At 41.0% G+C, this 19910-nt stretch carries 18 protein-coding genes and 1 tRNA gene; 13 read left to right on the top strand and 6 right to left on the bottom strand.

Annotated features, from left to right (window positions below; all coding sequences use genetic code 11):
- The first annotated feature begins 5 nt into the window (after positions 1-5).
- The 10 genes from ACQ96U_RS12785 to pdxB all read left to right on the top strand — a co-directional run bounded on the left by ACQ96U_RS12785 (position 6) and on the right by pdxB (position 10991).
- Positions 6-2177 (top strand): hypothetical protein, encoded by a 2172-nt coding sequence (locus ACQ96U_RS12785; protein ID WP_431721643.1) that lies wholly within the window; start codon positions 6-8, stop codon positions 2175-2177.
- Positions 2178-2453: 276 nt separating this feature from the next.
- On the top strand, positions 2454-3974 hold the full coding sequence (gene gspE / locus ACQ96U_RS12780) for a type II secretion system ATPase GspE (RefSeq protein ID WP_431721642.1): 1521 nt from the start codon (positions 2454-2456) through the stop codon (positions 3972-3974).
- Between the two features lie 42 nt (positions 3975-4016).
- Entirely contained in the window at positions 4017-5237 is a 1221-nt protein-coding gene (gene gspF, locus ACQ96U_RS12775) for a type II secretion system inner membrane protein GspF (RefSeq protein WP_431721641.1), read from the top strand.
- Between the two features lie 16 nt (positions 5238-5253).
- Positions 5254-5853, top strand: coding sequence for a type II secretion system minor pseudopilin GspH (gene gspH, locus ACQ96U_RS12770; protein ID WP_431721640.1), 600 nt, complete (start codon positions 5254-5256; stop codon positions 5851-5853).
- Entirely contained in the window at positions 5834-6223 is a 390-nt protein-coding gene (gspI, locus tag ACQ96U_RS12765; protein ID WP_431721639.1) for a type II secretion system minor pseudopilin GspI, read from the top strand. The genes gspH and gspI overlap by 20 nt, the downstream gene beginning before the upstream one ends.
- A 49-nt stretch (positions 6224-6272) precedes the next feature.
- Positions 6273-6884, top strand: coding sequence for a type II secretion system minor pseudopilin GspJ (gene gspJ, locus ACQ96U_RS12760; RefSeq protein WP_431721638.1), 612 nt, complete (start codon positions 6273-6275; stop codon positions 6882-6884).
- Positions 6863-8038: a type II secretion system minor pseudopilin GspK gene (gene gspK / locus ACQ96U_RS12755; RefSeq protein ID WP_431721637.1), complete on the top strand. Its 1176-nt coding sequence runs from the start codon at positions 6863-6865 to the stop codon at positions 8036-8038. Before gspJ ends, gspK begins: the two co-directional genes overlap by 22 nt.
- A complete protein-coding gene (gspL, locus tag ACQ96U_RS12750) occupies positions 8035-9252 on the top strand; it encodes a type II secretion system protein GspL (protein ID WP_431721636.1) in 1218 nt (405 codons plus the stop codon). Before gspK ends, gspL begins: the two co-directional genes overlap by 4 nt.
- Before the next feature lie 25 nt (positions 9253-9277).
- Entirely contained in the window at positions 9278-9754 is a 477-nt protein-coding gene (gspM, locus tag ACQ96U_RS12745) for a type II secretion system protein GspM (protein WP_431721635.1), read from the top strand.
- Between the two features lie 85 nt (positions 9755-9839).
- Positions 9840-10991: a 4-phosphoerythronate dehydrogenase PdxB gene (gene pdxB, locus ACQ96U_RS12740; protein WP_431721634.1), complete on the top strand. Its 1152-nt coding sequence runs from the start codon at positions 9840-9842 to the stop codon at positions 10989-10991.
- A 227-nt stretch (positions 10992-11218) separates the two neighbouring features.
- Here pdxB and ACQ96U_RS12735 read toward each other — a convergent pair whose 3' ends face one another.
- From ACQ96U_RS12735 to ACQ96U_RS12720, 4 genes are all read right to left on the bottom strand, one after another.
- Positions 11219-11395 carry a PA1571 family protein gene (locus ACQ96U_RS12735; RefSeq protein ID WP_431721633.1) on the bottom strand — a complete coding sequence of 59 codons (177 nt, stop codon included), beginning with the start codon at positions 11393-11395 and terminating at the stop codon, positions 11219-11221.
- Between the two features lie 384 nt (positions 11396-11779).
- Positions 11780-12670 (bottom strand): protease HtpX, encoded by an 891-nt coding sequence (gene htpX / locus ACQ96U_RS12730; protein ID WP_431721632.1) that lies wholly within the window; start codon positions 12668-12670, stop codon positions 11780-11782.
- Between the two features lie 255 nt (positions 12671-12925).
- Entirely contained in the window at positions 12926-13396 is a 471-nt protein-coding gene (locus ACQ96U_RS12725) for a hypothetical protein (RefSeq protein ID WP_431721631.1), read from the bottom strand.
- Positions 13397-13637: 241 nt separating this feature from the next.
- Positions 13638-14852 carry a pyridoxal phosphate-dependent aminotransferase gene (locus ACQ96U_RS12720; RefSeq protein WP_431721630.1) on the bottom strand — a complete coding sequence of 405 codons (1215 nt, stop codon included), beginning with the start codon at positions 14850-14852 and terminating at the stop codon, positions 13638-13640.
- A 356-nt stretch (positions 14853-15208) separates the two neighbouring features.
- On the opposite strand from ACQ96U_RS12720, the gene msrB reads away from it, so the two are divergent.
- Positions 15209-15637 carry a peptide-methionine (R)-S-oxide reductase MsrB gene (gene msrB / locus ACQ96U_RS12715; RefSeq protein ID WP_431721629.1) on the top strand — a complete coding sequence of 143 codons (429 nt, stop codon included), beginning with the start codon at positions 15209-15211 and terminating at the stop codon, positions 15635-15637.
- Positions 15638-15669: 32 nt separating this feature from the next.
- Positions 15670-16161 (top strand): glutathione peroxidase, encoded by a 492-nt coding sequence (locus ACQ96U_RS12710; RefSeq protein WP_431721628.1) that lies wholly within the window; start codon positions 15670-15672, stop codon positions 16159-16161.
- Between the two features lie 28 nt (positions 16162-16189).
- Here ACQ96U_RS12710 and ACQ96U_RS12705 read toward each other — a convergent pair whose 3' ends face one another.
- Together ACQ96U_RS12705 and ACQ96U_RS12700 are read right to left on the bottom strand one after the other, a co-directional pair.
- On the bottom strand, positions 16190-18589 hold the full coding sequence (locus tag ACQ96U_RS12705; RefSeq protein ID WP_431721627.1) for a response regulator: 2400 nt from the start codon (positions 18587-18589) through the stop codon (positions 16190-16192).
- A 94-nt stretch (positions 18590-18683) separates the two neighbouring features.
- On the bottom strand, positions 18684-19475 hold the full coding sequence (locus ACQ96U_RS12700) for a hypothetical protein (protein ID WP_431721626.1): 792 nt from the start codon (positions 19473-19475) through the stop codon (positions 18684-18686).
- A gap of 252 nt (positions 19476-19727) precedes the next feature.
- On the opposite strand from ACQ96U_RS12700, the gene ACQ96U_RS12695 reads away from it, so the two are divergent.
- A tRNA-Glu gene (locus tag ACQ96U_RS12695) sits at positions 19728-19803 on the top strand.
- The last annotated feature ends 107 nt before the right edge of the window (positions 19804-19910 follow it).

Genomic DNA, 19910 nt, shown 5'->3' with positions numbered 1-19910 from the left:
TAAAAATGAAAAAAACTATGTTGATGACGGCAGCATGCTTCATGTTACCATCAACGGTATTTGCTACTTCGTATGTGACAGAATGTCAAGAAAATATTTCCTTGAGTAAGGTCATTTCATCTCGATGGGGCAATAATTGTTTATCTAATCACCGGGACGATGGAGGATGGAGAGACCCATATAATACTAAGCCTATTTATGCTAAGTACTTTACTTTTACTTTAGATAAACCTGAAGAGATAAATGTAGAAGTGACTGCACAAGGAGATACGTATTTTTATTTATTAGAAGGGCATGGTGAATATGGGCAAGTACTTGGAAACTATAGAGGAAAGGATAATACTATTTCTCTTCAAGCTGGACAGTATACCATTGAGTTAGCAACGCAAGATCAATTGTTATCTGAACCTTTTACCCTATTGCTGACTTCTGTGGAAGATAATGCAAGCTGTATTAATCCTCTTGATATAAATAGTGTTATGCAAGGTCATTGGTCTGCTAACTGTTTAATACAAAATTACAATATTTCAAATACTGATCCTTACGCGCCAATCAATCCAGAGCGAGCTAATTATTACGCTTTTTCAGTAAGTAAAGAAACGGATTTTAGACTTGAAAATCTTGGGGATTATAATAAGCCAGCCCCTTTATTTAATTTTTATAGAGATAATGATTTTAGTCAAAAAGTGATTAGTAATAGCGATGGGGTTAGCTGGTCTCGTACGAGTGATACGTTAGACTTTCATTTGATACCAGGATTTTATACATTAGAAGTAACTGCTCATAATCAGATTGCTTCAGGAAATTATCGTTTTAGGCTAAGCGCTTACCCAGTGAGTGGCTGTTATACACATATGACTATTGGTCAAACATTGGGAGGGTTATTATCTGATAGCTGCTACTCACAGTTTAGAGAGACTGGTTATTATGACCCTTATAATTCAATTGACCAGTCAGACTTTAATGCTAAACAGTTTGAGTTCAAATTAGAAAAACCAACAGACGTACGAGTTAATGCTTTTTTTTCAAATAATAGCGCATATGTCTATTTAGCGAAAAAAGAGAGTGGACGTTTGGTTTTACTGGATGAAACATTTGATGAATCCTATAGTACAGCCTTAAGTCGTGAAATGGTTCGTACTTTAAATACGGGAGTCTATGTGCTTGATGTAACCACCCGTAATCCTCATGTAAATGGCCAATTTGATCTTGTATTATCTGAAGCTGATAGCGAACCATGCCATGGATTAATAAGTGTCAATTCAGCTCTGAGTGGAGAGATAGATAACTATTCACGTTGTACATCGTCATTGAGAGTAGATGAAAGCTACTATGACCCTTATAATCCTGTTAGTTTAAAGCAATTTTATGCAAAAACGTATAGCTTTAAAATTAACCATGCTGGATATTATAGACTAGAAGCTACATCAAGTGACTTTGCGATGTTTATGACTTTGGTGAAGGGCCCAAACAGTCGCGGCATAAAATTGTTTCAAAAACAGTCGCAACGACATGATGGTAATCAGGCTTCTCAGTGGTTTGAACCTGGTTATTATACTGTTGAGTTAACGACTTTAAATGCTTATGAGTTTGGAAGCTTTGTATTGAAGTTAAATGAGCTCTGTAAAGAAGTTGATAGTAAAGAGATTCACTGTTCAGGTGAAGGTAACGTGGATCTCTATAATTTAGGTAATGGTAATCTGGATCCATATAATAAAGGATCAGTGGATAATGGGTATAGTGACCCTTATTCTCCATTTGACGTTTATCAAGACCCCTATGGAGGTTACTTTGATCCTTACCGAGGCAATGTTGACCCCTATAATTTAGGTAATGGTAATCTAGATCCATATAATAAAGGATCAGTGGATAAAGGGTATAGTGACCCTTATTCTCCATTTGACGTTTACCAAGACCTCTATGGAGGTTATTTTGATCCTTATCGAGGCAATGTTGATCTTTATAACTTTGGTAATGGTAACTTAGATCCTTATAGAGTATCGATAGATACAGGGTATAGTGACCATTACTCTCCAGTTGATGCGTATCAAGACTCGTATGGAAGTTACTTTGATCCTTACCAAGGCAATGTTGATCCCTATAATCTTGGTCATGGTAACTTAGACCCTTATAAAGGAGCAATAGATACAGGGTATAGTGATCTTTATTCTTTATGAGTACATTACACTACCTTGCTTTAAACGAGTTAAAGCCTGAATACTCCTATTTATGTTATTTATAATTGGAACGTTTGTCAGGCTGATATATTCTGATAGCAGGCTAAGTGCTTGCTATCAGCTAGCAAGAATGAAAATGTTGCCTCAATTGAACTCAAAAAATTAATGTTTAATTTCTTGTTCTAAATGCCCGTCCTAAGAAAAGGGATTCAGCGAGCTTTTTCGAAATAGTTTTGTTATCATCCGTGCCCTCGGTCACAGTGCTGGTGGTTGTGCATGGCAGATCAATACAATACAGAAGCAGCAGATATTCAGGAAGCAACTCCAATTGCCTTCAAACCATTACCCTACAGTTATGCGAAGCGGCATGGTGTATTACTGAAGCGGGATGATGCAGTAACAACCTTGTTTTTTCGTGAGCAGCTAACCACAGACATTTATTCTGAGGTGGTGCGTGCTGCCAATCAGATTCATCAGGTCGTTAAATTAGACGAAGGTGGTTTTAATCAGCAGTTGGCAGAAAGCTACCAGGGTGGTTCGTCTGAAACCATGGAGGCGATGGAAGGGCTAGGCGATGATATTGATTTAGCGCGGTTAGCTGAGGCAGTTCCAGAAGCAGAGGATTTGCTGGAACAACAAGATGATGCACCGATTATACGGCTGATTAATGCTATTTTATCTGAAGCGATTCATCTGCAAGCCTCAGATATCCATATCGAAACCTTTGAACGACGTTTAGTTGTGAGATTTCGCGTCGATGGTGTGATGCGTAAAGTGATTGAACCTAAACGAGAATTAGCCTCACTGCTGGTATCTCGGATAAAAGTAATGGCGCGGCTGGATATTGCAGAAAAACGCATTCCTCAGGATGGACGTATTTCGTTGCGTATTGCTGGTCGTGAAGTGGATATACGGGTATCCACATTACCTTCCAGTAACGGTGAGCGCGTTGTACTGCGTTTGTTGGATAAACAAGCGGGTCGTTTGGACTTAAATAAATTGGGACTCGCCAAGCGTGATGACCAGACAATTCGTGATTTGTTGTTTCGGCCACATGGCATTATTTTGGTCACAGGTCCTACAGGTTCAGGAAAAACCACCACACTCTATGCCAGTTTGGCCGAGTTAAATGCTGAAACGCGTACGATTCTCACGGTCGAAGACCCTATTGAATATAATCTTGAAGGCATTGGCCAAACACAGGTTAATACTAAGACAGATATGACCTTTGCGCGAGGTTTGAGAGCTATATTACGACAAGACCCTGATGTGGTCATGGTGGGTGAAATTCGTGATATGGAAACGGCACAAATTGCTGTACAAGCGAGTTTAACCGGGCACCTGGTATTATCAACATTACATACTAATACCGCGATAGGTGCAGTTACCCGATTAAAAGATATGGGTATTGAGCCTTTTTTATTAGCCTCCAGTTTAATTGGCATGGTTGCTCAGCGTTTAGTCCGTGTACTGTGTGATGAGTGTAAAACACCTTATACCGCAACAGTACGGGATTGTCGTGCACTGGGGTTTGATGAAGACGCTGCGCCTACATTGTACCATCCACAAGGCTGTGAGGAATGTAATCACTCGGGTTATCGGGGGCGGTTAGGTATTTATGAAGTGATTGCTATTGACGAAACCCTTCGTACATTAATTCACACTGAAGCTTCAGAGCAGGAAATTGCTGTTCATGCGCGTAAGCTTGGGCCAGGCATTCGTGAAGATGGAAAAGCCAAAGTGTTAGCGGGGTTAACTACCGTAGAAGAAGTGTTGCGGGTGACACAAGAAGGGTAATGCTTGAAGGGTTAATGCAAAGGGGTTAATAGTAGTACAGATATGGCTGCATTTGAATATATCGCGCTAAACCCGCGGGGTAAGGAAGAAAAGGGCATTATTGAGGCGGACAGTATCAAGCAGGTACGTCAGTTGCTTCGGGATAAACAACTGGCACCGCTGACAGTAACAGCAACAAAAGAGCGCAGTAGTGATACTCAGCCCCGCTTTAGCTTGCAAGTCGGTAAACGAATTTCCGCACACCAGTTAGCGCTTATTACTCGTCAGTTGGCAACGTTGATACAGGCGGGTATGCCTATTGAAGAAGTTTTGAAGGCCGTTGCTGATCAAAATGACCAACGGAAAATTAAAGCGATTATATTATCGGTACGCTCCCGGGTGTTAGAAGGCTACTCCTTGGCGAATAGTATGGCCGATTTTCCTCAGGTATTTCCGAATTTGTATCGAGCAACGGTATCCGCGGGAGAACAATCAGGGCACTTGAATTTAGTGCTAAACCGTCTAGCAGACTATACCGAAGACCGAAAAAAGTCCCGTCAAAAAATTCAGTTAGCATTGGTTTATCCTATTATTCTTCTCTGTGCCTCATTACTGATTGTGGGCTTTTTATTAGGTTATGTTGTGCCTGATATTGTTAAAGTGTTTATTAATTCTAAACAGCAACTGCCAGTATTAACTGAAGTGATTATTGCGGCCAGTGATTGGGTAAAAAGCAGTTGGTATTATGTGGCCATTGTTGGCGTATTGGCTTGGATGGGGTATCGCTATGGTATGCGTCATGAATCGTTTAAAAAGCGAGTCCATCGTTTTTGGCTAAAACTACCCGTGATGGGTAAATTACTCTTAAATATGGAAACGGCACGTTTTATCAGTACGCTCAGTATTTTGGTACGCAGTGGCGTGCCGTTAGTGGATGCATTACATATTGCTGTGGAAGTTATTGATAATCTGTCCATTAAACATCAGGTGAAAGATACTGCATTATGGGTGAGTGAAGGTAATAGTTTACGAAAGGCCTTAGAGCGAACCAATGTGTTTCCCCCGATGATTTTACATATGGTGGCCAGTGGTGAATCCAGTGGTGAACTGGATGATATGTTAGGGCGTGCGGCAGAAAATCAGCAACAGGAGGTAGAAGGCTTTGTCGCTATGCTGGTGGGCTTATTCGAACCCATGATGTTGTTATTTATGGGCGCTGTGGTGTTGGTTATTGTACTGGCAGTGTTATTGCCCATTCTTAATCTTAATGCGCTCGTTGTTTAAAGCCGTGGTGGATAACGTGCATCTCTCAAGGCCATTACTAAAAAACACACAACAAGGTTTTACATTAATTGAGCTGCTTGTTGTACTTGTGATTATTGGTGTGATGGTGAGTTTAACCGTGATTTCACTTGGGGATGGCTCGCGAGATCGGGAAATACGTCAGTTACTCGGTAATCTACAGACAGTATTCAGTGAAACTTCATTAGCTGCGGTCTATCAACAACGACAGTATGGACTGGTTGTCACGGATCAGCAGTTATCATTGCTTACCTGTACACAGGAAAACTGGCAGTGCCAAAAAAATGACGAGCAACCTTTTACATCCATCACTTTACCTGATGGATTGGTATTTCGCTTATTACTGGACGACCGGGAAGATTATTGGCAACCGCCCACCATGCGTAAAAAAGAAGCGGAAGATGATACAAAAGAGGATTCTCGCAAAAACACATCACGAGATAAAGATAAGGATCGAGTAACCCCTCATATTGTTTTTTTATCAAGTTACGAAGTGACGCCATTTCGGTTAGTCATTATTAATGAACAGCAACAAACTGAACGAGAGTGGATGATTGCTACTGATGGAACGGCAGGGTTTGAAATTAAAGAACGCTAACCAGGGATTTACGTTACTAGAGGTTATGCTTGCAGTGGCTGTATTTGCAGCGGCGGCTTCAATTTTGCTCATGGCTGGTAGTGGCTCTTTGCAAAAAGTACAGTTATTGGAAGAAAAAACGTTGGCTGTTCAGGTGGCTGAAAATTATTTAAGTGAATTACGCTGGACGAAAAAAAAGAAATCGGGCGATGCTGAAAAAAAAATAACGTTTGCAGATCGAGAGTGGTTGGTAAAGAGCACCATTAAAAAGACTGATAACAAAGGAATTATTCGTATTGAAATATCGGTAGAGCGTAAATTGTCCTGGCGTGAAGATGAGCCTTATCAATTGGCGACGCTTGTTGCCTTTATGGAGGCTGATGCATCATGAATACAAAGTATTTTAATGTGAAGCTAACAATCGTTAGGATAGGCAAACCATGAGGCAACGTACACATGGTTTTACTTTATTAGAAGTCCTCATTGCAGTTGCTATTTTTAGTATTATTGGGTTGGCGGTTTATCAGCTTTTTAACAGCTTATTAAAAACTCAAGTAACGGTGTTTGATCATGGCGAGCAGATGGTTGATTTACAAAAAACCTTTTATTTTATTCGTCACGATATAGAACAGTGGGTTGAACGGCCTATTCGTAATGAGTTTGGCGATAAAGAAGAGGCTTTTATTATTGATGAAAATACGTTGGAATTTACGCGCTTAGGTTGGGATAACCCGTTACAAAGTTGGCTAGAACATCCTGATGGTAAACGTAGTCGTTTACAACGTGTAAAGTATGAAAACGTGAATAATGAGCTAGTCAGATATTATTGGCGTTTTTTGGATCGTCCTCCTGAAGTTAAACCAAAAAAGCAAGTATTACTAACGGATGTGAATGACTTACACTTTCAATTTTTGGATAAGCAGGATACCTGGCACCCTGATTGGCCACCTAATAATACTCAATCGACATCATCAGTACCGCAAGCGATTAAAGTGATATTTACCCATAAATCATTAGGAGAAATGGAAGTATGGGTATCAATGTCAAAATAATGCAGCACTCTAACCATATAAAAAATCATCGTTTAAGTAATACGGCTTTTAAACGGGCTGTTAAACCTTCTATACCGGTAAAGGCACAAAAAGGCGTTGCATTAATTACTGTGATGTTGGTGTTTGCGGTTGTTTCCATATTAGCCGCGGCTTTAATTAAGCGGTTAGATCAACTCATTAATATGACCAGCCACTCAGTGACTCAAGCGCAGTTGAGAAGCTATGCATTGGGTAGTGAAGCATTGATTAAATACGTACTGTCCCAGGATAAAACCCCAGATGTTGATGCGCTAATTGAGGAAGACTGGAGTAAATATCGTGGCCAGCCCATGCAGTTGGAACAGTACCCAATTAAAGAGGCCTATACGCGGGTTTGGGTGATTGATGCTGAGCGTTGTTTTAACTTAAACAGTCTATTCCGTAGGAACCAAAACAGCTCAAATAATGATAAAGATGATAAAGAAACAGGAAATGCTCTAGTAGAAAGGGAAAACTCTGAGTTTGGTGGGATGGCTGAGTCGTTTGCTGATTCTATAGATAAAAGGGATGACAGAGGTGCTGTCCCAACAAAAGCGAGAAAAAATAATTCAAAAGTACAGTTTGAGCAGTTATTAAACGCCAGTAAATTGCCTTCAACATTGTATGCGAGTTTAAAAGACTGGGTTGATAGCGACCAGAGTGTGAGTTCAGCTGAAGATTATTATTACCTCGGTTTAAAGCCACCTTATCGAACAGCGAATCAATTGCTTTATGACTTTAGTGAGTTGCGGCAAATAAAAGGTTTTAATCAAAAAGTAATGAATACGCTGGCAATCACTAGTTGTGTGTTACCAGGTATTGATACGTTTGCATTAAATATAAATACAGCTTCAGAAGATTTGTTGAAAGCCATAGATACTACAAATGCCTCAAAAATAATTGATCAGCGTAAAAGCAAACCGATTAAAGATGTTTCGCCTTTTAACAGTAGTGTGGATTACAAAGTTAAAAGCAGTTATTTTTGGGTACAGGTGGAAGTGGTCTTGTTTGGTAAACGGCAAGTGTTAAGCAGCCTGTTACACCGGAAAAATAAAAAAGAAATTGATGTTATCAGTCGTCAGTGGTTGCCGTTATCAGCACCCTTGGTGATCTCAGAGCAAAGTAAGTCATCATGAGTAAAACAACATTTTTTATTGGGTTTGTTAATATCGCAGCCCAAGCACAGACATTGTTAGCCAGTCATTTATGCTGGTGTGTTCAACAGGAAGAACAGCAAAGTAACGTTGAAGAGGGAAGTATTGCTCAATTGGCCGAACGGTATGCTGACTACCCAGGTGCTAGGCTGGTTTTAGTTGTGCCAGGTGCATTGACCACATTGGCCTGGGTGGCTACTCCCTCTAAGCAGCGTAAGCATATTGAGCAAGCGGTACCTTATTTGCTGGAAGAGCGATTAGTGGCAGATATTGATCAGTACCATCTGACGATGTTGTCACCCAACGAAGATAGTCAGGTGCCGTGTATTGCATTATTGAAAGATGATATTCGACAGTTGGTTGAAGCATTTTCTGAAGCTGGACTACCGCTGGATGTTATGGTGCCTGAAAGCTGGTTATTAGCTCAGCAGCCAAATACTATCGTATGTCATCAGTCTCAGGTGACAGTAGTGACAGCAACGTGTTCAGTGGGGATTATCCCTGAGGCATTGGCTCCTCAACTGGTACCTGAGCTGATTGATTTGACAGAAGTGCAACATGCTTGGGCTAGTCCGCAATCAACATTGCCCTCTGTAATGCTTTTACCCATTGACTGGCAGATTATTTCAGAACACTGGCTTAGTTGGTTGTTTACTCGTTGGCAGCAAATAGACAGTGTTAATTTATTGCATCATGAATGGCAGCCATACCACCGCAATAATTCAGGCTGGAAGCAGTGGCGCTGGTCAGTTGCAGGGATCATTATGGTTGTATCACTGGGGTTAGCAGGTATGCATGGTTATGCTTGGCACCAGGAGGTACAAGCTCGTAAGTTAGAACAGGCTACGATTGATTTATACCGAAAAATATTTCCTGACCAGAAAAAGGTGATTGATGTGGTCAGTCAATTTAAAGCTGAATTAAAACAACGCTCTGGTGGCCAGGATAGTACTTTTTTACACTCGTTGTTTCAGTTAGGACATATTTTACAAACGGGACAGCCTGGAGAATATACCGTGCGTTCTCTTGATTTTCGTAACGATGGTAGCTTTATGATGGAGCTGTTAGCAAAAGATTTAGCCAGTATTGAGCAACTTATTACGACCAGTAAAGCACAAGGGTTAGAGGCTAATTTACGTTCAGCTAATAATCAAAGCAAGCAGGTTTTAGCTCGTATTGAGCTGGCAGCAAATTAATAGATTATACCCACAGAGAACATCTATGCAGGCATTTCTAGCATCATTATCATCTCGCGATCGAAGAGCGTTAATTTTACTCAGCGCATTTATGGGGATGATGGTTTTATATTGGGGTATTTGGCAGCCTACTCAGCAACGTTTTAGTAAAGCTAATGAGCAACTGTTGTATTGGCAGGATGCTTATCAGTTTGTTAGTAGCCATCAACAACAAGCGAAAGCCCTTCAGCAGGTACAGCATGCACCCTCGTTGACGGCAGACCAGGCAAGACAACGCATTACTCAGGTTGCTCGTCAGCAGCAACTGGACATCAAACGTTTAGAGCCTGGACAAAAGGCTATGACACTATGGTTGGAACAGGTGCCTTTTCAAAGGGTGTTAACTTGGCTATACGATATTGTTGAAAAACAAAAGATCCCTTTACTCAATGTTCATATCTCACGTAAACAAGAAAATGGATTGGTTGACCTGAGGGTAAGCTTTCAGTTAACAAGTACATAACAGATTATATTAATAGTTGAATATGTATCTTGCACCTGATGTATGAGCATGGCTTAATGAGGTTTATTTGTGACAGGTATTGGACATGAAGATCGTTGCTGATGAAAATATTCCGTTGTTAGATGCTTTTTTTGCTTCTTTTGGGGATATTATTCGTCTGCCTGGACGGGCTATTACGGCTGAGCATTTGCGTGAAGCTGACATGCTCCTAGTGCGCTCAATTACTCAGGTAAATGCAGAGCTGTTACAGGACAGTGCTATACGTTTTGTTGGGACAGCAACGATAGGTACAGATCATATAGATGAACCATTTTTGTCAGCTAAAGGTATTGGTTTTGCTAGTGCACCTGGTTGTAATGCCAATGCTGTTGTTGAGTATGTCCTCAGTGCGCTTAATGTGTTAGCGGAACAGCAGGATTTTGATATTCGCGATAAAGTGGTGGGGATTGTTGGTAAAGGTAATGTGGGTGGTACGTTACACCAAGTACTACAGCGTTTGGGTGTAGCGACATGTGTCTGTGACCCTTTTCTGGAAGAAAGTGAGCCTCATGGCGCTTATGTAGATCTTCCCACGCTGATTGCTGAAAGTGACATTATTTCATTGCACACACCACTGACTCACTCAGGTCCCTATCCAACATATCATTTGTTTAATGATCAGGTTTTACGACAACTGAAGCCAGGTACGATTTTAATCAATTCGGGGCGTGGGGCTGTCATTAATAATGAGGCTTTACTTAAATTAAAAAGTGAAGGTTTTGATACCACTGTTGTGCTTGATGTTTGGGAAGGCGAGCCGGAGATTAATACCGCTTTATTACCTTATGTTGAACTTGCTACACCGCACATCGCTGGTTATAGCTTGGATGGAAAAATGCAGGGTACAGAAATGATTTATAAAGCGGCTTGTCGCTTTTTTGGATTGCCTACCCGAATCAAGCTGCCAGGTATTGCACCAATACCCGTAATGAAAAGCATTAGTTTTGCGGGCAATGTCCCTCGCCAACAAGCGGTTTCTACAGCAATACGTTCTTTATACGATATACGTTGTGATGATGTCATGTTACGACGTGAATTGCTAAAGCCGGGTGCAGAGGTTGGAAAAATTTTTGATGGTTTACGTAAGAATTATCGTGAACGACGTGAATTTAAGACACTAAAAATTAAGTTGAAAAACTGCCCTGGCGATGTAGTTAATGCATTTAAGGCATTAGGTTTTAAAGTAGTCATTCATTAGTGTTAAGTGGTAGGTTTCAAATACGCTACACTTTTCACGCCGTATATTATTATAATTTTTTAGCCTGTTACTAAGCCTTCAGGTTTAGTAGCAGTTTATTACTGATTAATGCTGCACACGACTACAGACTGTGTGCAATTAGGTTATTTTCAAGTGTTGCGAATGATTATCAGCTCTTTTTTGTAATGTCACGTTTACTGTCAGTGTGCTGGTTTTTGTAAGAGTTTTCATTTTTTTCTGGGAAGCACCCAGGCTTTTTCTAGCCGTTTAAATGCTTTTTGCAACATTTCTTCCGTGATAGGCACTTCTTTGCCATTTTCATCAATGATGGCACCACCATTAAAAATATCAGGACGATGGGGCAGAGTGGTTTTATTGCCGCTTGGGACGGTTTGTAGGTGCATGTTCGTTACCTCTTAGCCTAATCAGTACAAAATTCGTTACGCACCTGTATGACGCCGCACTATGTAATAAGTTTTTAATATGTTTGGCAAGGCGCTTAACGAGTCACAAAAGTTTTTTTTATGTTTTCTAAATGTGAGATTAAACGACATCCCATGCTAACTGCAACACGTATGTGCAGTGGTTTTTATACCTAAATGAACTAAAAAAAAAGTTCCTTGCTATTATTAATACTCTGTAGTTAGCGGTTACACACTTTAATTCATGGGATCAATAATGTTGGACGCGGATATGCAGAAAATGCAGTTCATTTGTAAAAAAAGAAGGGGGACATTTGATCAAGGGCGGTTGCTTGCCACCCTTAATCGTTAGGTACTAATGAGTGATTATTTCATGTTTTGCAAAGCAGCAATGCGGTCTTCTAAGGGTGGGTGGCTCAAAAATAAATTGGCAAGTAAGCTGGATTTTTGTTCGCCACTAATGCCAAACGCTGTCATGGTTGAGGGCAATGCACTCTGCTCAGCATAATCGGCTTGTAAGCGTTGTAAGGCACCAATCATGGCTTCACGACTGGTTAATTCAGCACCTGCTTGATCGGCCCGGTATTCGCGCTGACGAGAGAACCACATGACAATTGTAGAAGCCAGAATACCAAGTACAATTTCCATAACAAATGTGGTGATGTAAAAACCAAAACCTACGCCGCCACTATCATTATCACGACGAAGGAAACTATCAACGGCATAGCCAATGACTCGGGCAAAGAACATCACAAATGTATTCACTACACCTTGTATCAGCGACAGTGTCACCATATCGCCATTGGCAACATGACCAATTTCATGACCTATAACCGCACGAACCTCATCGGCACTCATTCGTTCTAAAAGGCCGGTGCTTACTGCTACAAGTGCATTATTTTTATTCCAGCCGGTAGCAAATGCGTTGGCTTGTGGTGAGTGGAAGATACCAATTTCTGGCATGCCAATGCCTGCTTTATTAGCAAGATCTTGTACTGTTTCTACCAGCCAGCGCTCATTGCTTGAGGTGGGCTGCTCAATTAGCTGTGTACCTGTTGACCATTTGGCTATTGCTTTTGAAAGTAGCAGGGAAATAAAAGAACCTGCCATACCAAATACAGCACAAAACATTAACAGGTTGCCAAAATCTAACCCTTGTCTCGTTAAGTAACTACCAACACCCAATATGTTGAGCGTGATACTGGCAACGACCAGTACAGCTAAGTTGGTGGCAAGAAAAAGCATAATTCGTTTCATGCTTGGTTACCTATCTCATCAATAATCTATTAGTCTGATATGTGGTTTGTTAATTGTTTTTCAAGAGTATATATGCTTGAACACAACAGTTAGATGTGTTCTTACAGGTTTAGTTTATGTGGCTTTGTTATAAATAAATACTGAAATATTAGGGGGCTTTTAATTGCGCTAGCAGTTCCGGATGAGGTGTTTTTTTAGCAGTGTCTTAAGTTGCTGCGAGGCTGTGGTTATTGTAATTATTTAATAATAACACCTTCAAGTATGAGGGGGTGGCAGTTCTTGATTGAAAAAATAACGTAACAAGTGCTTTACCATAAGTGCCTGTTGGTGGTTGATGGCATTGCGTAACTGTTGTGCAAGTGTCGCTTGTTGCTCTGCTACGGAAGGCGGAAGCATCTGGTCTGCTGGTTGAGGCGGTATGGGTTGGCACAATTGGGTAGGTAACAGTCCTGACAGTTTAATAAAGCTGGTTTGAGTCAGCACAATTTGGTCTAACGCATCATGACGGATAGTATCTTCATAGCGGGCATAGCCTTCCTCGGCAAGCCAAATCATACAGCCAAAGCAGGCTAGATGGCGTTGTGTTGGAATACCGAACTCATCAGGATGTTCGGGAGATATAATGTCGTCTACATAGAGTGTGCACTTTCGAGGAAAAAAATTATAAAGACGTAATAATGTCAGTGCACAGTCTCGATAAAAGTCATCAATATGAATATCAGCCATGAAAATCTACATCATATGTGGTGAATTAATGTTATTACAGCACTGTAGTGATTTATAAACAAATGAACCATTTATCATTGGATAAACGGCTCAAAATTGCCGCTGTGTTTCAATTTGATTATTCAATGAAATGGGCAAAGCGGTGGTTTAACCATTGGTTTGACGGGCTAAAGCCACTTAAAAACCAATGGTCTTATGACGCGATGAGCTTGTAGACAGACTTAAGGTTTATTCGCTGGATTTATTGTTCATAACGGCTGAGAAAGTGTGCAAATTTCTCAATGGCTGCTGTCAGGTCTTCAACATAGGGTAAGGTGACGATTCTGAAGTGGTCAGGGTAAGGCCAGTTAAAAGCCGTACCTTGGACGAGTAAGACTTTTTCCTGAGTGAGTAAATCCAATACCATCTGTTCGTCATCTTGGATACGGTAGCGCTTAGGATCAAGTCTGGGGAATAAATACAAGGCACCTTTAGGCTTTACACAACTCACACCTGGAATGGCATTAATCAGCTCACAGGCGCGATCACGTTGCTCAAGGAGACGGCCTCCAGGTAGAATGAGGTCATTAATGCTCTGGTAACCCCCCAGTGCGGTTTGGATGGCGTATTGGCTTGGCATACTCGGGCATAACCGCATAGAGGCAAGCATATCTAACCCTTCAAGATACCCTTTGGCATGATGTTTCGGCCCGCTTATTACCATCCAGCCCGAACGAAAGCCTGCCGCACGGTAGGCCTTTGATAGCCCATTGAAGGTTATCACTAATACATCATCACACAGAGCACCTACGGAGTGATGTACTGCATCATCGTAAAGAATTTTATCGTAAATCTCATCCGCAAAGATAATGAGTTGATGCTGACGGGCAATTTCAATGACCTCAAGTAGAAATGCTTTACTATAGACAGCACCTGTTGGGTTATTAGGATTAATCAGGACAATGCCCCGAGTTTGAGGGGTAATTTTGCTGCGAATATCATCAAGGTCAGGTAACCAGTCCTGTTGTTCATCACAGATATAGTGAACAGGTTTACCACTGGATAACGTAACAGCTGCAGTCCAAAGGGGATAATCTGGCGCTGGAATGAGGATTTCATCATGGGTGTTGAGCAGTGCTTGCATGGCCATCACAATAAGCTCACTGACCCCATTACCAATGAGGATATCGTCAATATTGACATTATTGATTGGCTTTTGTTGATAATACTGCATGACGGCTTTACGCGCGGCAAAGAGTCCTTTGGCGTCTCCGTAACCTTGTGCCTGAGGCAGGTTGCGAATAACATCCTGAATGATTTCTTCAGGGGCATCAAAACCAAACGGGCTTGGATTTCCAATATTTAATTTTAAAACCCGATGACCTTCTTCCTCTAAACGTTTCGCTTCCGCAAGTACTGGCCCACGAATATCATAGCAAACGTTACTGAGTTTAAGGGACTTATTGATTTCCTGCATGGTTAGGACTCTTTGAATAATCAACTAAGGTATACCCACTCAGCAGCAGGTGAATAGCCATTTCATTAGCCTCCTGATTTCATAAAAGCTACTGTGGCACAAAGGATGTTCGTTTCATCTTATTGCTGAGTATATGCCATAGTATTGTAATCTGGGTGTTATAAGCAATCTCTGAAATAATGATTTCAGTATCATACGCAAAGTGTCATGTAGTGCCATAGATGTTATCTTCACTGAGGTGTATTAGGGAGATTAAATACTGACTGCCTTGAGTGAACATTAACCTTGAGTGAGTATTAAATAGTGAAATGGTCATTTGTACCTGTGTCGCAAAAGGACAGTAAATGGAGTTATTCATGGTGAAAAATAAGAAAATTAAGAAATCTCTTCAGGAATGGCAACAACAGTTAACGCCTGAGCAATATCGTATATGTCGAGAAAAGGGAACTGAGCCTGCGTTTTCTGGAGAGTACTTGAATAAGAAAGATGAAGGTGTTTATTGTTGTACATGTTGTGGACAGCCGCTATTTGACTCAATAACAAAATATGACTCTGGTTCAGGATGGCCTAGTTATTATCAGCCAATCGTTCAAGAGGCCATTGACACAGAAACAGACCACAGCCACGGCATGATGCGAACAGAAGTCATGTGTAGTCAATGTGAGGCACATTTAGGCCATGTATTTCCTGATGGGCCACAACCCACAGGTTTACGTTATTGTATTAATTCAGCTTCATTATGTTTTACTACTGCTACATCAGAGCCGACCAAGGAAGATAGATAATAAACTTTTATTTTAACAAGAGGAGATGTGCAATGGCTGATTCACTTTATGAGATTCCTTGTCAAACGATTAAAGGCGAATGGGTGACACTAGCTCCTTATCAAGACCAGGTAATGTTAATTGTAAATACTGCAAGTCACTGTGGCTTTACTAAACAGTATGCAGAGTTGGAAACCCTTTATCAGCAATTTCAGGGACAGGGTTTTGTGGTTTTAGGTTTTCCGTGTAATCAGTTTTTACAGCAAGAGCCAGGAAGTGATAATGAAATAGCTGCATTTTGTGAGCAGCAGTTTCACGTTAGTTTTCCTATGTTTGCGAAAGTAAGTGTCAATGGCGAAAATGCTCACCCGCTGTATGGATTACTTAAACGTCGAGCACCTGGTTTATTTGGACTGGATAAGATTAAATGGAATTTTACCAAGTTCCTGGTTTCCCCTCAGGCGAAAACTATACAACGGTTTTCGCCAATAACGTCGCCACTGGCGATTAGTCAGCAGATTGAAGGTTATTTAATGTGTGCCTGAGAGGCATAGACTACTACGCTAAATTAGGTTACACGCGAGCTGGCTCTGCAGTGAGTGTATTACGGTGTTGACCTGCCCATTTTTCTACCATATAAGCCAGTTGGTCTTTTTTGAAGGGTTTTGCCAGATAGTCATTCATACCGGCATCCAAGCATTTTTGACGATCATGACTCAGTGCATTTGCCGTGAGTGCTATAACCGGTACTGACTTCATATGATTAATGGTACGTAGTTTTTGGGTGGCTTCATAGCCATCCATCACCGGCATATTGCAGTCCATAAAGACTAAATCATAGTGGTGTTGTTGACATAACGTCAGGCATTCTTTGCCTTGAGTAGCCACATCTACATGGTGACCAATTTTCTCTAGCATGCCTTTAACCACAAGCTGATTGATATGGTTATCTTCAACTACCAAAATATGCATTGCCTCAAATGATGGCTTAGGCGTATGAGAAACTTCTTCTATCGTTTTTTGAGTCGATAAGTGAAAAACTTGAAGCAAGGTATTGTAGAGTTCATTTCTACGTAAGGGTAACTGTAACTGCGTGCTAATACCCAGAATCTGTTGTGTTTCTTTATCGAGCATATCTTGGTGGGCTGTCGCAAAGATAATACTCATATCATCGTTTGCGTTGATAAATGCATTTGCATCAGCGGCCCGATCAAGGATGACACATGAGTAAAGATGGGGTTTGATTTGTTCTAGCTGAGGTACCAGTGGTTGCTTATAGTTCAGCGTTTTATATGGAGTTCCCCAGTAATTTAAGTGATTACATAATGTTTGCTGAAGGGCGTCATGACATAGCAAGAGAATTTGATAATACTGCAGTTGAGGGTTAATTTGTGGGCGGAAAATGTGCTCGGGTTTAGCCAGCGGCAAAATGACGGTAAATGTACTCCCCAAGGAGGGTTCGCTGCTGACTTTAAGGTGTCCACCCATGGCTTCACTTAAATTTCTACATAATGCTAAACCTAAACCAGTACCACCATATTTGCGGGTAATATCCACATGGGCTTGTGAGAAAGGCTGGAAGATTTTTTCTTGAGCTTCCTTACTAATACCAATACCTGAGTCTTTGATATTAATTGCCACAATGAATTCCTGATCATTTTCATCAGCTACTTGAACACTGAGTTGGACAAATCCCTGACTGGTAAATTTAATTGCGTTGCTTAACAGGTTGCTGATAACTTGATGAATGCGTGTTGGGTCTCCCTGTAAATTTTCTGGAATCTCTGGTGCAATATCACACTCTAGGGCAAGTTTTTTCTCATTAGCGCTTTGACTGTGTAAATTAACGGCATCTTCTACTGTGCCACGCAGGTCGAACTCGATTTGTTCTAGCAATAATTTACCGGATTCAAACTTCGACAGATCGAGTATATCATTGAGTAACTCCACCAAAACTTTACCCGAATTATAGGCAATCGTGAGTTGCTGTTGCTGTTCATGATTTAGTTCACTATCCAGCGTCAGTCCGATCATACCTAATACCCCATTTAAAGGCGTTCTGATTTCATGACTCATGCTGGCAAGAAAAGCAGAACGTGCTTCGGCCATTTGTTCTGCTTGGTGACGTGCTCGTTCAAGCATGGCATTACTGGTTTGTAATTGCTCATTGGTTCGTCGCAGCTCTCCAGTACGCTGATCAACAATGGTTTCTAATTGCCCAAGGTAATGACGAAGTTGTGCTTCAGCTTCTTGCCGTCGGGTCAGGTTCGAGTGAAGGCTTTGCAGGTACTGGTTGGTTGTTTTGACTAGGCAGCCTATTTCATCATCTTCATGGTGTTTAGGGTAGGGGAGTTGGACAGCATTTTTTTCATCTTCAGGGTTAACCTGGGTTAATGCTTTTATCAGGCTGACTAAAGGCTTCGTTAATGTACAGTAGAATAAAACTAATAAAATGACGGATAGCACCAAACTACGTACAAAACCTGTAGCTAATGTGGTGAGTGAACGTTGCAGAAAGCTAGAGCCAATAGCGTAGGTATCAATTTCCAGATTGAGATAACCTAGTAGTTCATTCGGGTTATAGTCAATAGTTAAAGGTTCTTGGTAGTAACGGGTTTTGCCAAATAGGAAATCGCTAATACCTCGATAAGGGGCGTCGTACATTGCTTCTTTGGCTGAAGCAAGGACATTGGCATTGCTGTCAATCAGCTCAACACCAATGACACTGGGAGACTTAAGTAAACCATTGACTAATTCTTGTGCAAGCTCATGGTCAATGATGTAGGCCATACGTGCAGCGGGATTGCGAGTGATATCCAGAATAGAGCGAATTTGTACATCAATAAACGCTTTTTCATATATATAATCAAGTGTTACTTGAGCAATACTGAGTGCCAGCCCAAGTAAAAAGGCAACAAGTACAGTGTTTCTAGCCTGTTTATACGATAGTCGTTTTGTAAACTTGATATTCATTAGTCAGGTGTTGTATGACCTGTTAAATATTAATAGCGATTAATGGTTTGTAAGGTAGGATACCATTCCCTGGATCATTCTGGCAGGGTAAGTATCAGTCGTAGACGTTTTTCTTTTTCCAAGTATCGTCTTCGTCAACAAGCTCATCAAGCTTACTGACTAGACTGCTACTTTCGTTTTCGGGTGTCTCCTGTGTTGTTTGGGTTTTTTGTTGTTCCTCTGCGTGAGCAATACGGCTTTTTAGTTTTTGAATATATGCGTCATACGTATGGCTGGCATTATGTTTACGTAATTCATCAATGGCGCGTTCATAATAGTGAATTGCGAGCGTGTATTTACCTACTTGTTGTGCATTATAAGCGCTATAAGAAAAAAGCTCATAGGTAATAATGACAAGGCGTTCTTTAATGTGATTAATGAGCTTTGACGCATCCACTTTACTTAATCGGCTACTTTTAAAACTGGCCAAAACCAAGCGGTGGCATTCATGGAAGGTATTGTGAAGTTGTTGAGCTTGCGCTTCAGAGGTGATGTTGACAGCTTTATGCTGCTCCTGAACTAATTTATCCAAAAATTCTGCAATTTCACCTTTTGTGTTGGCTATGCGTTCTTCAATGGAAGAATTATGTTCTTTTAGTGATAAGCTTTTAATTGACTCTAAAGCGTCAAGCTTTTCGCTCATCAGAAACTCACCCAAACCATGACCAAGATAAGGAAGTGGTAACGTGCTCATGACCTCTTCTATACGTCGGATACGGTTGGTATACATTGAGGCTTTTCGGTTTTTTTCAATTTTGGCATTTTCAGCACTATGATAGGCATAGGCAACGCCTACTAATATGATGACAAATACCAAAATCGCCGCTGTAATCGTAATAGGTGACACCGAACTCTCCATTTACTGGTTATTATTCACCTTATTTCTTAATTGAGTATAGGCCGCTTACCAAAAGGTGTTTAGGTAAATTCTAGTATGGATGGTGCTGTATTTGTGTTACGTGAAGAGAATGAGGGATATCAGGTAAGCTTGTTTGTTGATATTTATTGCGGAGAGGAGATATAAAAAGCTTGACCGATGAGTAATTAACTCGTAGGATACGCTCCCGTTCGCCACTGATGGTTAAGAACGAAGGCCTGCGTCCCCTTCGTCTAGTGGCCTAGGACACCGCCCTTTCACGGCGGTAACAGGGGTTCGAGTCCCCTAGGGGACGCCATAATCTAATAAAAAAGCCAGCTTAGTGCTGGCTTTTTTGTGTCTGAGCAATACGCCGTAATACCACAGCGTGTTAGCTGTTGCGAAATTTGAGTTTCTATTTGAACT

It is taken from the genome of Zooshikella sp. RANM57 (genome assembly GCF_050749885.1).
Taxonomy (GTDB): domain Bacteria; phylum Pseudomonadota; class Gammaproteobacteria; order Pseudomonadales; family Zooshikellaceae; genus Zooshikella.
Note: the sequence above shows the minus strand (reverse complement) of the source record. Positions and strands in the feature narration are given on the sequence as shown.